Here is a 12,921-nt window from a genome sequence, read left to right as displayed (position 1 = left end):
TCGCCTGCCCGTCACCCTTCATGGAACTGTCATGCTCCATTGATAGCTCGAAAGGGTTCTCTATGCCCGGCGTGGCGCAAATGCGCCGGAGCAATGCCCCCACTCGAAGAGGATATGACGATGATCAGTCTTTCACGTGGCGCCGCGCTTATCGCCGGCAGCGCGCTTACCCTTGTTTTGCTCTGTTCCGCCGCCGGTGCCACTGACCTAAGCCCGGCACCGAATACCGCGACGCCCATCAAGCATCTTGTCGTGATCTTCCAGGAAAACGTCTCCTTCGACCATTATTTCGCGACCTATCCCAAGGCAGCGAATGTCGATGGCGAACCGGCGTTCAAGGCCGCCGACAACACGCCGACCGATATCAACACGCTCGCCAATGCCGGTCTTCTCGACAACAATCCGAACAAGACCAACACGGCAAACGGCGCCGATGCGGCGGCGCCCTTCCGGCTCGATCGTACGCAGGCGGCGACCCAGTCACAGAACCATGGCTATACCGCCGAACAGGCCGCCTACAACAACTTCGCTATGGACCTTTTCCCAACCAATACCGGCCGTGGCACCAAGGGTGCCGCCGGTGCCTTCGGCACCAAAGGGCAGGTCATGGGCTATTATGACGGCAACACCGTCACGGCCTTTTGGCATTATGCCCAGCATTACGCGCTGAACGACAATTCCTTCTCCACCAATTTCGGCCCCTCGACCCCCGGCGCGCTGAACCTGATTTCCGGCCAGACCAACGGCGCCATCCTGCCGCCCGGCTATACGCTGGAAAGTGACGGCACCTATTCCAAGGGCCGCATCGTGCCTGACGGCAATGGCGGCTGGACCGCGATCAGCGATTTCGACCCGACCGGCGACGTCTGCTCGGTCGGCCAGACGGCGCTGATGTATGGAAAGAACATCGGCGACATGCTGAACGAGCACAAGATCACCTGGGGCTTCTTCGAGGGCGGCTTCGACCTGTCGCTAACCAACCCGGACGGCACAACCGGCTGCAAGCGCGCGACCACGTCGACCGTCACCAAGGTCAACTACACCGACTACATTCCACATCACCAGCCGTTCCAATATTATGCCTCGACCGCCAACCCGACGCATGCACGCCCCTCTTCGGTGGCGGCGATCGGGACGACCGATGCGGCAAACCACCAGTACGACATGACCGACTTCTATGCGACGCTGAAGAACGGCAACATGCCGACGGTCAGCTTCCTGAAGGCACCTGCCTATCAGGACGGCCATGCCGGCTATTCCGATCCGCTCGATGAACAGGAGTTCGTAACTGAGGTAGTCAACACCGTGCAGAATTCGCCGGATTGGAAGGACACCGCCATCATTATCCTCTACGACGATTCCGATGGGTGGTATGATCATGCCCATGCGGTCGTCAATCCGTCGAAAATCCCGGTCAAAGGCTATGACGTGCTGAGTGGCGACAGCTGCTCCACCGGCACCGCCCTCCCCGGCGTCAATGGCCAGCCGGCGCAGGGACGCTGCGGCTACGGCACGCGCCAGCCGCTGCTTGTGATTTCACCCTACGCCAAGGTCAACTTCGTCGATCACACGCTGACGGACCAGACCTCCGTCATGCGCTTCATCGAGGACAACTGGATGGCCGGCGCCCGCCTCGGCGGCGGCTCCTTCGATGTGCTGTCGGGCTCGCTGAACACCATGTTCGACTGGTCCAAGGGTGACGCGCCGAAGCTGATCCTCGATCCAAAGACCGGCAACCAGGCATCGTAAATCCACAAGGGAGACGGAAATGCCCCTGACCTACCGCCGTCTCCTGCCGCTCCTCGCACTCGCGGGCCTGTCGCTTGCGGGTGCGGCTGTCGGCATGGCAAGCGAACCGGCCGCCAGTGCTTCGGCAACCGATGGCTATGATGACCAGGCGCCACTGAGCGCGGTGGCGCAGCTCGGCAAGAAGCTGTTCTTCGATCCGTCGCTGTCCGGCGGCGGCCAGATGTCTTGCGCCACCTGCCATGACCCGGCCAACCACTATGCGCCGGCCAATGGCCTCGCCGTCCAGCTCGGTGGCCCGCATCTCGATCAGCCGGGCATCCGCGCGGTGCCCAGCCTCGCCTACAAGATGTCGATGCCTTCCTTCTCGATCGGAGAAGAGAGCGCTGCCGACGAAGCGGCGGAAGCCTCGCCGATGACCGAAGCATCGGGCGTGGCTCTCGCCAATGCCCCCGCCGCCGTCACTGGCCCGCTGACGGCAGAGGCCGTCGTCAAGGCCGATGCGGCAGCCGCAGCAAACCTCGTGCCGCAGGGCGGCATGTTCTGGGACGGGCGCGTTGATTCGCTGGAGGAACAGGCCCTGCAGCCGATGATCTCACCCTTCGAAATGGCGAATGCCGATGCCGCCATCGTCTATGCCAAGCTCAAGAAGGGTTACGGCAAGGAGATTTCGGCGCTCTTCGGCGACAATATCCTCAGCGATCAGGACATGACGATCTCCGAGATCGGCTTCGCGCTCGCCCGCTATCAGATCGAGGAAAACTCCTTTCATCCCTATACCAGCAAGTACGACTACTATCTGCGCGGCAAGGCAGTACTGACGGATGCGGAAGCGCGGGGATTGAAGCTGTTCGACGATGCGAACAAGGGCAACTGCGCCTCCTGCCATCTCGACAAGATGACCGGCGACGGGCAGATGCCTAACTTCACTGATTTCGAGTTCGAGGCGCTCGGCGCACCGCGCAATCCGGCCATTCCGGCCAATGCCGATGCGCATTACTACGACACCAGTATTTGCGGCCCATTGCGCAACGACGCCTATTCCGCCCAACAGCAGAATTGCGGGCTGTTCAAGACGCCGACGCTGCGCAATGTCGCTACCCGCCACGTTTTCTTCCACAATGGCGTCTACCGCACGCTTGAGGATGTGACCCGCTTCTACGTCAAGCGCGATACCAATCCGGAGGAGATCTACCCGAAGGATGCGAGCGGCAAGGTGCTGAAATATGATGACCTGCCGGCGCAGTATCAGGCCAATATCGATGTGATCGACGCGCCGATGAACCGCAAGCCCGGCGATGCCCCTGCCCTGAACAATGCCGAAATCGCAGATGTCGTCGCCTTCCTTAAAACGCTGACGGATGGCTACGACCCGGCAAAGGACAACGTGAAGGCCGCCAAATAAAAGGCCTCCGCCCAGATGAGCGAAGGCCCTTTGATATTTCAGGATTGTCCGGGCGCTTTACGCAGCCTTTGCTATCGGCGGCTGGGCAAGCTTGCGGCCGCTGGCGACGACCATGCCGGCGGCGCTGTCGAGCCAGCCTTCTTTGAGTTCGAGAGCCAGGAAACGCTCGCGCTGAAACGGACCGGGCATGACGAGATGGCGCGTCTTTGCCGCAAAGAAGCCGAAACGCTCGTAGTAAGGCGCATCGCCGACGAGCAGGATCGCGCCGTGGCCGCGCTTCTTGGCCTCCAGGATGGCAGCGCGCATCAGCGCCGAACCGATGCCCTTGCCTTCATAGGCGGGATCGATCGCCAGCGGACCGAGCAGCAACCCATCGACCGGACGCGTTTCGCGATCGACGCCGGCTTCGACGTTCCAGAGGCGAACGGTGCCGATGACATGGCCGGCGCGATCGCGCGCGACCAGTGCAAGGCCCTCGGCCGGAACGCGGCCTTGGCGCAGCTTTTCCGACGACTTCTTGCGGCGGTCGGGACCCATGGCGCGATCCAGCAGGTTTTCGCGCGCAACGACATCACCTGCATTTTCCAGGTCGAGAGTGAATGTGGACGGCGCAAAGAATGCGCGGACAGAATCAAGAACAGCGGCCATCTTGGCCTCCCGTGCCCAATACCGTTATCAGCGGTGGTGACGAACTATTGTGAGGGTGCCGCCCCGGCTGGCTACGGGGGCGGCTTTGTCGAACTTCAGATCCCTGCCGGACCTCAGATGATGTAAGCCTTCAACGGGTCGAAGCCGTTGAACGCCACAGCCGAGTAGGTCGTGGTGTAGGCGCCGGTGCCTTCAATCAGGACCTCGTCGCCGATGGTGAGCGACACCGGCAGCGGATAGAGGTTCTTCTCATAGAGCACGTCGGCCGAATCGCAGGTCGGGCCGGCGATGACGCAGGGTTCCATCTCGTCGCCGTCGCGCGTCGTGCGGATCGGGTAACGGATCGCCTCGTCCATGGTTTCGGCGAGACCGCCGAACTTGCCGATGTCGAGGAAGACCCAGCGAGCGGCATCGTTGTCCGACTTCTTGGAGATCAGAACGACTTCAGCCTTGATCACGCCGGCATTGCCGACCATGCCGCGGCCCGGTTCGATGATCGTGTGCGGGATCTGGTTGCCGAAATGGGCGCGCAGAGACGCAAAGATCGCCTTGCCATAGGCTTCGGCCGAGGGAACGTCGCGCAGGTATTTGGTCGGGAAACCACCGCCCATGTTGACCATCTGCAGGTGGATGCCCTGCTTGGCGAGCGAGACGAAAACGCGCTTGGCATCGGCAAGAGCATCGTCCCAGGCATCGACCTTGGTCATCTGCGAGCCGACGTGGAAAGACACGCCGTAGGATTCCAGGCCGAGCTGATGCGCGTAGACGAGAACGTCGACGGCCATCTGCGGGACGCAACCGAACTTGCGCGACAGCGGCCATTCCGCACCTTCGCCATCGGTCAGGACGCGGCAGAACACGCGGGCGCCGGGGGCCGCACGCGAAATCTTTTCGACTTCCTCGTGGCTGTCGACGGCAAAGAGGTTGATACCGAGTGCATGCGCACGGGCGATATCGCGCTCCTTCTTGATGGTGTTGCCGTAGGAGATACGCTCAGCGGTCGCGCCGGCATCGAGCGCCATTTCGATTTCGGCGACGGACGCGCAATCGAAGTTGGAGCCGAGGCTGGCGAGCAGGCGCAGCACTTCCGGAGCCGGATTGGCCTTGACGGCATAATAGATGGCGCTGTCCGGCATGGCATGACGGAAGGCGTGAAAATTGTCGCGGACGACATCGAGATCGACCACCAGGCAAGGACCGTCCGGACGTCGGGCAGCGAGGAAATCGCGAATACGTTGCGTGGTCATGTCAATTCCCTTTCAATTCCAAAGGCTCCGGGGAAGACCCAGAGGACAAAGGGCGACGCTCATTCGCTCAGGAACCAGCCGGTGGAGACCCCGGTACCGTGCAAATGCGCGAAGCGCGGATGATGAACGAGTGCCGCAAGCGGCGCTAATTCGCTTTGTCTGCCATGGATTGGAGGGAAGATCCCAACCGCACTTCCGGCAATGAAGGTGTGCCTCTTCAGTAACCCCGGCTGATGGAAAGCCGGGAGAGAACAAAAAGGCCCGCACCGTCGTTGCTTCAGATGTCCTCGCATTTTCCGGTTGGCCGAAATAGCGACTGGAGGGGTTAATTCCAGGTACCTTACCGATTTTCTCACCACATCGAGGATCGGCGGACACCCACGGGCACGTGCGACTTTGGGCTGACCCCGAAATAGGAATATTCGCCGACATAATCAAGAAAATTTTTCTTCCATGCCCGAAAAAAATAATTGAACAAATCGAAGCATTTTGTTCAACATCCGGAAACAGTTAGCGGGAGGCTTCACCATGGACACTTTGACCCGGATTCGCGCCTTCATCGACGTAGTCGAAGCCGAAGGATTTTCGGCCGCCGCGCGCAAGACCGGCCGCTCCAAGGCGCTCTTGTCGAAATATGTCCGCGAACTGGAGGACGAACTCGGCGCGCTGCTCTTGAACCGCACCACGCGTCAATTCTCCATGACGGAAGCCGGCCATACCTATTATCGGACCGCCTCCGATATCCTGAAGGAGATCGACAACCTTGCCGACCTCGTGCGCGAGAACAACCAGCAGCTTAAAGGCCGGCTGCGCGTCTCCGTGCCGCGCACCTTCGTCGACGCCGATGTCGGGCAATCGCTGATCGACTTTGCCAAGGAAAATCCCGATCTCGCGCTGGAAATCTCTGCCGACGACCGTTTTGTCGATCTGATCGAGGAGGGCTTCGATGTCGCCGTGCGCATCACCAAGCTCGAGGATTCCGGCATGATCGCCCGCAAGATCTCGGACTTCCGCATCCATCTCTGCGCAACCCCGGCGTTCCTCGAGCGCTATCCGACGCTGGAGCATCCGAGCGATCTTGCCCGCGTGCCTTTCATCATCGATACCAACACCCGCTCACAAGGCAATATCCGCTTCGTCGATGCCGACAGCACCACTTTCAACGTCGCCATCAACGGCACGCTCGAAGTCAACAGCCCGCATGCGACGTTGCGCGCAGCTCTTGCCGATCTCGGCATCGCCATCGTCCCGGATTTCATCGGCCGCCAGGCGATCGAAAGCGGGCAATTGCTGACATTGTTCAACGACTATCTTCCGACCGATCGCGGCATCTATGCCGTCTATCCGCACCGGCGCTATCTGCCGGCCAAGGTGCGCATCTTTGTGGACTATCTGCACAACTGGTTCCGCAAGAACGGCTGAACGCCCGAGCTTGGCCGCCCGGTCCCAATTCCGTCTCATTTCCTGACCAGAAAACGAAGTGAATCAATGCTCGCGAAACCTATCGGACGCATGAGAAAATCCACGACCGCCTACGCTGTTGCCCTGACCGGCGGCCTGCTGCTCGTGCCCGCCGCAGCATCGGCGCATCCGCATATTTTCGTGGAAGCCCGCCTGGAAGTGCTGGCCGGCGCGGATGGCAATGTGCAGGAACTGCGCAACGTCTGGCGGTTCGATGAAGTATTCTCTTCCTCGGTGCTGATGGATTTCGACAAGAACACCAATCTGAAGCTCGACCCGGACGAGCTGAAGGAGGTTGGCAAGACGGTGCGCGAGTCGCTTGCCGACTACGACTATTACACGAACCTGACGCTGAACGGTAAAGTGATCAAGGTGAACAAGCCTGACGTCATCAATGTCGATTATCGCGATGGCCAGCTCCTGATGTTCTTCGCCGTCAAGCCTTCCGAGCCGATGCCGCTTGCCAAGGGCAACAAGCTGAGCTTCGGCATCTACGATCCGACGCTCTACACCTCAGTCGATTTCCCGAGCGACAATGAACTGGTGACGGAGGGCGATGCCTTCAAAAGCTGTACGCAGAAGGTCGTTCGCCCCAATCCGGACGAGGTTATCGCCGAAAACAGATCAACATTGACGGATGCCTTCTTCAACGATCCGACGGGAACGACCATGTCGAAACTCTTCGCAACGCGGATAGACGTCGAATGCTGACTTCGAGACTGAGGAAGCTCGCTCCGGCCGCGGTACTCGCCCTTTTGGCGGCCGCCGGTCTGGCGCATGCCGCAGGCTCTCCGCTCGGCATCGGCACGGCGGAGCCGAGCTTCCAGCCGATTGGCGGCCCGCTTGCCCCGATCTTCCTCTATGTGAACTACGAACAGCAAGCCTTCTATCGCGCGCTTACCAGATCCATCGAGGCCATGCGCCAGGATCCCTGGCAACTCTGGACGCTGATCGGCCTTTCCTTCGCCTATGGTATCTTCCATGCCGCCGGTCCGGGCCACGGCAAGGCTGTCATCTCCTCCTACATGGTCGCCAACGAGATCGAGCTGAAGCGCGGCATCGGCATCTCGTTCGTTTCCGCGCTCATTCAGGGCCTCGTTGCCGTCCTTGTCGTCGGCGCCGCCTATTTCGTCCTGCGTGGTTCCGGCATCACCATGACGATGGCGACCAACGCGATGGAGATCACCAGCTTCGTCATGGTCATCCTGTTCGGCAGCTGGCTCTTGTTCCGCAAGCTGCGGGCAATGATGCAGAGCCGGGCGCAGCGTCAGGAAATGCAGCTCGCGACATCGGCGGGGCCAGTCAGTGTTTCGCTGTTCGAGGGGGCCGCGACGGGCACGGATTCGACGAGAGGTTTTGCGCGCAGCGGCGCCGTCATGTCCACTGCCAGCGGCTATCAATGCTACGATCCCGCCCATGCGGCCGGAGATGGTGCTTATTGCGAGACCTGCGGCCACGCCCATCTTCCCGATCCGAAGATGCTGTCGAACGAGAAATTCAGTGTCCGCGAAGCCTGGTCGGCCATCATCGCCGTCGGACTGCGACCGTGCTCTGGCGCCCTACTGGTCATGACCTTTTCAATGCTGAACGGGCTCTATCTCGGCGGGCTTCTGTCCGTGCTGGCCATGTCCATCGGCACGGCGCTGACCGTTTCGCTGCTTGCCATGATCGCCGTCTTCGCAAAAGGCACCGCCGTCCGTTTCACCGGCAAGGGCTCGAGGCTTTCGGCCTGGGTGGGCAATGGTATCGAAATTCTCGGTGCGCTGCTGGTCATCTGCACGGGCGTCATTCTGCTCGGCGCCTCACTGCAGAACTGAGCGATTTCGGAGGATTCGGGAAAGCCTTACGCTAGAGCTTACGGCCCATTGCGCCGCTGGTACCGGGCTCTCAGCCAGAACACCAGGAAGAAGGCCAGGATGACCAATACGCCGAAGCTCGTGCCGAGCCATGGCGAAATCGAGCCGAGCCAGACGATGACATTCGGCATCAGATAAAGCGCGACCGTCGCCGCCACCAAAATAATGCCAGCGGCGATCGCCGCCGAGCGGGTGTCGCTTTTCTTGTCCGTCAATCGCCGATCCCCAGCACGCCATGAAATGTTTCGGCGAAGGCTTAGGCCAGCCGCCGCCGAAAGGCAACCAGCGCTATCTATCAGAGTGGGACTTTGGCACCAGCGACCGTCGCCTCGATATGGTCGACCAAGGCGTCGGCCAAACCGAGCCTGCCGGCCAGCAGATCGAGATAGCCGCGCTCGGCCCGAGAATCCGGCTCAATCGCGAGCCGCGACGCGGTATAGACCTGTACCCGCTGCTCTTCGGTCTTCGCCGAGGCGACGATCGCGTCAAGATCGACGGGATTGGCAAGCTCGCGCTGGAAGAAGGCTTCCGCCTCCGACCCGACACCGGCCTCGTGCACCTTGCCGAGAATGCGCTGACGCTCCGCATCGTCGATATGGCCATCGGCACGGGCGGCCGCGATCATCGCCCGCACCAGCGAAAGCGTAAAATCATTGCTGGCGATGGCAGGCGCTGTGCTGAAGCCGGAATCTGACGGCGGCGGCAGGAACTGCGGCTCGGCCTGCTGGGTCGATTGGGGTGCCGGCTGCGGCTGATTGCCATCGCGGTAATTCTTGTAGGCTTGATAGCCAAGTCCGGCGATGGCGGCGAGGCCGCCGAGCGCCAGCGCATTGCCGGCAACCTGGCGTCCGGTCTTCGTCCCCAGCAGCACGCCGGCGATCGCGCTCGTCGCCATCGGATTATCCCTGGCGAGATTGATGGCCTGGGTTGCCCTGTCCTTCACGGTCCCCTGCACTCCCGGAACCTGTGATCCCAGGAATTGGTCAAGAAGCTTGCGGGCGTCGATCATATGGATGGTCCTCCGTCCTTGTGATGGTGAGAGGGAGATAGGAAGCGCAACCGCAAATACCAATCCATAGAATCTAAAAAGGCGCGCAGAAGGCTGCGCGCCTTTACAATCGAACGGAAGCGATCGTCTCAGCCCTTGAGCGCGGCAGCCTCGGCGGCAAGCTTGGTGATCCCGGCCCAGTCGCCTGATGCAACCAGTTCCTTCGGTGCCACCCAGGAGCCGCCGACGCAGATGACGTTCGGCAGCGACAGATAATCATGGGCATTCTTCAGCGAAATGCCGCCGGTCGGGCAGAAAACCGTGCCTGCGAGCGGCGAGGACAAGGCCTTGAGATAGGAGGCGCCGCCGGCCTGCTCGGCCGGGAAGAACTTGAGCACCGTATAGCCCTCCTCCCGCAGCGCCATGACTTCGCTTGCGGTCGCGGCACCCGGCAGCAGCGGCACATGCGAGGAGCGCGCAGCGTCCAGCAGTTCCTGGGTCGTGCCGGGGCTGACGATGAACTTGGAACCGGCTTCGACGGCCGCATCCCACTGGCTGACATTGAGGATCGTACCGGCGCCGACTTCGGCCCCTTCCACCTCTTCGGCGACCGCACGGATGGCGTCGAGCGCGCCGGCCGTGCGCAGCGTGATCTCGATGGCCTTCAGACCGCCGGCAACGAGCGCCCGTGCGAGCGGCACGGCCGATTTCGCATCATCGACGATCAGCACCGGAACGACGGGCTGCAGTTTCAGAATGGAAAGAAGCTTTTCGGTTTTCTCGCCCATGGTCGGTGCGCTCCTTTAAAACGATTGAAACCGGCTCTCGAATAACCTCCCCGAGAATGCTTGTCGAGACAAAAGCATGCTTTGGACAGGACGGGTAGGAATTCGTCGTGACATACTATAGTCTGCCGCGGTCTGTGCCAGTGGAGCATGTTAAACGCATGGCAAAAGAGATCGAGCGAAAGTTTCTGGTGCGCGGCGATCATTGGCGTGATTACGCTTCGGAGAAGCTGATCCTGCGACAAGGATATATTGCCTCCATGAACGACCGCTCCGTGCGGATAAGGCTGACGAACGAAACCACGGCGACTTTGACGATCAAGATCGGCAAGGCGATGACGAGGGATGAATTCGAGTACGAGATCCCCGTCGATGAGGCCGAGGAGCTTCTGGGAACGGCGGTCGGCCTCGTCATCGAGAAGACCCGCCACAAGGTGCTCTTCAAGGGATTTGTCTGGGAGGTGGATGTCTTTCGCGGCGCCCATCGCGGTCTTGTGATCGCCGAAGTGGAGATGGAAGACGAAAGCGATGATCCGGAACTGCCGGACTGGATCGGCCGCGAAGTGACCGGCGAATACCGCTACTCCAATCAGGCTCTCGCGACCCAGTTCGAACAGGAGTACGATGAGCTATCGCGTACGGCCTGACCGGGCTCTTGATGGCGAGGTGCACAAAGCCGCCACGCATCAACTCGGCAAAGCGATAGCTGTTCTGACGGATAGGCCCCAAGGTCTGCACGAAGCGGTTCACGCCGCGCGCAAGAACATCAAGCGCGTGCGCGCGCTTTACCGTCTGATAGCGCCGATTGCGCGCGAATTTCAACAGCACGAGAATGACCGGCTTCGTGACATGGCCCGCTCGCTTTCAGGCCTACGCGACGCGACCGCGCTGATTGAGGCCAGCCATTACCTGCAGACGACGGCGAAATCCGAAGATGAACTGCAGGCGCTTAGCCGCGTAACCGATGTGCTGACCAGCAGGCGCGACCGCCTCGCCGAGGCCGAGACCGATCTCGAAAGCAAGGCACGGCTGGCAATCACCACCTGCAACGAGGCGCTCGAGACATTGAAGGATGTATCATTCGAGGCTAGGCGGCGCGATGCGGCCGGTCTTTTCCAGAAGGGGTGGCGCAAGAACCTCCGCAAGGCGGTGCAGGCGCTTTCCGAGTGCCATGTGGAAGCGGCCCATGCCGAGTGCTTTCACGATCTGCGCAAGCGCAGTCAGGATTACTGGATGCATCATATGCTGCTACGCGACGTCTGGCCGGCCGCCATGCATGCCAAGCAGCTGGAGGCCAAGATATTGGTCGATGTGCTCGGTCGCTATCTCGACATGTCAATGCTGGCGGATGTCGCGGATCGCGAGCCGCATCTCTTCAACGGGAGCGACGATCACGCGCGCCTGCTGGAGGCGATCATTTCCCGCCAGCAGGCGGCCCGTGAGGAAGCGCTGAACCGGGCGTGTTGGGTCTTTGCAGACAAGCCCGAGCGCGAGGCACGAACCATAAAGCGCCTCTGGCTGGAGGCGGTGGATTGAGGCGGATAAGACCTCTCACCCCCCCCCTCGTGCTTCGAGGCTCCGGCCCTGAGCGCCTACGCACCTCAGCATGAGGGCTGGTCATCGGCGCCCGGCGCGTCACTGCGGAGCACTGTCTGAAGCTCAAAGGCCGCTCCACTCTCATTCTGAGCCCGTCGAAGGACGAGGGTGGCCGGTGGCGATGCCTCGAAGGATCGAGGCTGCCAGGTCGCATAGTTTCAAAATACGAATCCCGATTGCCTGAAAGCCCACAAAATTGTATTTCCCCGCCATGACCGACAAGCTTTCAGATCCACGGCGCGACGCGACCGGCGCATTCCTCGTTGCCGCGCTCTATCATTTCGTTTCCTTTCCGCGCTTCGAAAGCCTGCGCGAGCCTTTGCTTGCGCTCTGCGAGGAAAATGGCGTCAAGGGCACGTTGCTGCTTGCGCATGAAGGGATCAACGGCACCATCGCCGGCACGGATGCCGCCATCGGCGCAGTCCTTGCTTTCCTGCGCGCCCAGCCGGAATTTGCCGGCCTGGAGCACAAGGAAAGCCGCGCGTCGAAAATGCCGTTCGTGCGCATGAAGGTGAAGCTCAAGAAAGAGATCGTCACCATGGGCGTCGAGGATATCGACCCCACCAAGGTCGTCGGAACCTATGTCGCGCCGAAGGACTGGAACGCGCTGATCTCCGACCCAGACACCATCGTCATCGACACTCGCAACGACTATGAGACCGCCATCGGTGTCTTCAAGGGCGCGGTTGACCCGAAGACCAAGACCTTCCGCGAATTTCCCGATTGGGTGCGCGACAATACCGGCCTGCACAACAAGCCGAAGATCGCCATGTACTGCACCGGCGGCATCCGCTGCGAGAAGGCGACCGCTTTCATGAAGCAGCAGGGCTTCGACGAGGTCTATCACCTCAAGGGCGGCATCCTGAAATATCTGGAGGAAGTGCCGGCGGAAGAAAGCCTCTGGGAAGGCGCCTGCTTCGTCTTCGACGAGCGCGTCTCGGTCGAACACGGCCTGAAGGAAGGCAATCACAAGCTCTGCCACGCCTGCCGTAATCCCATTACATCAGAGGAAGTGACCTCGCCCTTCTACGAAGCCGGTGTATCCTGCAGCCATTGCTATCACGAGCGCAGTGAAGAGGATCGCGAACGTTATCGCGAAAGGCAGCGGCAGATCGCGCTCGCCCGCAAGCGCGGCCATGAGCATATCGGCTGACGCAATTCCAGGAAAAGCGGAAATGCTTTGGGCATA

13 protein-coding genes are annotated in these 12,921 nt (G+C 60.9%); 8 read left to right on the top strand and 5 right to left on the bottom strand.

Annotated elements, in window-relative coordinates; translation table 11 throughout:
• Positions 1 to 120: 120 nt before the first annotated feature.
• Together DQ393_RS18840 and DQ393_RS18835 are read left to right on the top strand one after the other, a co-directional pair.
• Positions 121 to 1,749, top strand: coding sequence for a phospholipase C (locus DQ393_RS18840; protein WP_112343270.1), 1,629 nt, complete (start codon positions 121 to 123; stop codon positions 1,747 to 1,749).
• Between the two features lie 19 nt (positions 1,750 to 1,768).
• On the top strand, positions 1,769 to 3,151 hold the full coding sequence (locus DQ393_RS18835; protein WP_112343269.1) for a cytochrome-c peroxidase: 1,383 nt from the start codon (positions 1,769 to 1,771) through the stop codon (positions 3,149 to 3,151).
• Positions 3,152 to 3,208: 57 nt separating this feature from the next.
• On the opposite strand, the gene DQ393_RS18830 is transcribed toward DQ393_RS18835, so the two are convergent.
• Together DQ393_RS18830 and odc2 are read right to left on the bottom strand one after the other, a co-directional pair.
• Positions 3,209 to 3,799 (bottom strand): GNAT family N-acetyltransferase, encoded by a 591-nt coding sequence (locus tag DQ393_RS18830; protein WP_112343268.1) that lies wholly within the window; start codon positions 3,797 to 3,799, stop codon positions 3,209 to 3,211.
• A gap of 113 nt (positions 3,800 to 3,912) precedes the next feature.
• Entirely contained in the window at positions 3,913 to 5,046 is a 1,134-nt protein-coding gene (odc2, locus tag DQ393_RS18825) for an ornithine/lysine decarboxylase (protein WP_112343267.1), read from the bottom strand.
• A 528-nt stretch (positions 5,047 to 5,574) separates the two neighbouring features.
• Between odc2 and DQ393_RS18820 the strand changes: the two genes are divergently transcribed.
• The 3 genes from DQ393_RS18820 (at position 5,575) to DQ393_RS18810 (ending at position 8,324) form a co-directional block, all read left to right on the top strand.
• Positions 5,575 to 6,468, top strand: a complete 894-nt coding sequence (locus DQ393_RS18820) for a LysR family transcriptional regulator (RefSeq protein WP_112343266.1) — start codon at positions 5,575 to 5,577, stop codon at positions 6,466 to 6,468.
• A gap of 90 nt (positions 6,469 to 6,558) precedes the next feature.
• Positions 6,559 to 7,218 (top strand): DUF1007 family protein, encoded by a 660-nt coding sequence (locus DQ393_RS18815; protein ID WP_169645759.1) that lies wholly within the window; start codon positions 6,559 to 6,561, stop codon positions 7,216 to 7,218.
• Complete coding sequence (locus DQ393_RS18810; RefSeq protein ID WP_112343264.1) at positions 7,212 to 8,324, top strand: nickel/cobalt transporter; 1,113 nt, start codon at positions 7,212 to 7,214, stop codon at positions 8,322 to 8,324. Before DQ393_RS18815 ends, DQ393_RS18810 begins: the two co-directional genes overlap by 7 nt.
• Positions 8,325 to 8,362: 38 nt before the next feature.
• Here DQ393_RS18810 and DQ393_RS18805 read toward each other — a convergent pair whose 3' ends face one another.
• The 3 genes from DQ393_RS18805 to DQ393_RS18795 form a co-directional block, all read right to left on the bottom strand.
• Positions 8,363 to 8,578: a hypothetical protein gene (locus tag DQ393_RS18805; RefSeq protein ID WP_112343263.1), complete on the bottom strand. Its 216-nt coding sequence runs from the start codon at positions 8,576 to 8,578 to the stop codon at positions 8,363 to 8,365.
• An 80-nt stretch (positions 8,579 to 8,658) separates the two neighbouring features.
• Positions 8,659 to 9,372 carry a tellurite resistance TerB family protein gene (locus DQ393_RS18800; RefSeq protein ID WP_112343262.1) on the bottom strand — a complete coding sequence of 238 codons (714 nt, stop codon included), beginning with the start codon at positions 9,370 to 9,372 and terminating at the stop codon, positions 8,659 to 8,661.
• A 128-nt stretch (positions 9,373 to 9,500) separates the two neighbouring features.
• Positions 9,501 to 10,139: a 2-dehydro-3-deoxy-phosphogluconate aldolase gene (locus tag DQ393_RS18795; RefSeq protein WP_112343261.1), complete on the bottom strand. Its 639-nt coding sequence runs from the start codon at positions 10,137 to 10,139 to the stop codon at positions 9,501 to 9,503.
• 158 nt (positions 10,140 to 10,297) lie between these two features.
• On the opposite strand from DQ393_RS18795, the gene DQ393_RS18790 reads away from it, so the two are divergent.
• The 3 genes from DQ393_RS18790 (at position 10,298) to DQ393_RS18780 (ending at position 12,885) form a co-directional block, all read left to right on the top strand.
• On the top strand, positions 10,298 to 10,783 hold the full coding sequence (locus DQ393_RS18790) for a CYTH domain-containing protein (protein ID WP_112343260.1): 486 nt from the start codon (positions 10,298 to 10,300) through the stop codon (positions 10,781 to 10,783).
• The gene (locus DQ393_RS18785; protein WP_112343259.1) at positions 10,761 to 11,672 is read left to right on the top strand and encodes a CHAD domain-containing protein; all 912 of its coding nucleotides are present in this window, start codon (positions 10,761 to 10,763) and stop codon (positions 11,670 to 11,672) included. The genes DQ393_RS18790 and DQ393_RS18785 overlap by 23 nt, the downstream gene beginning before the upstream one ends.
• 271 nt (positions 11,673 to 11,943) lie before the next feature.
• Entirely contained in the window at positions 11,944 to 12,885 is a 942-nt protein-coding gene (locus DQ393_RS18780; protein WP_112343258.1) for a rhodanese-related sulfurtransferase, read from the top strand.
• Positions 12,886 to 12,921: the final 36 nt, after the last annotated feature.

This window comes from Martinezella tropici, from assembly GCF_003287875.1.
In the GTDB taxonomy this organism is placed as follows: Bacteria; Pseudomonadota; Alphaproteobacteria; order Rhizobiales; family Rhizobiaceae; genus Rhizobium; species Rhizobium tropici_C.
Note: the sequence above shows the minus strand (reverse complement) of the source record. Positions and strands in the feature narration are given on the sequence as shown.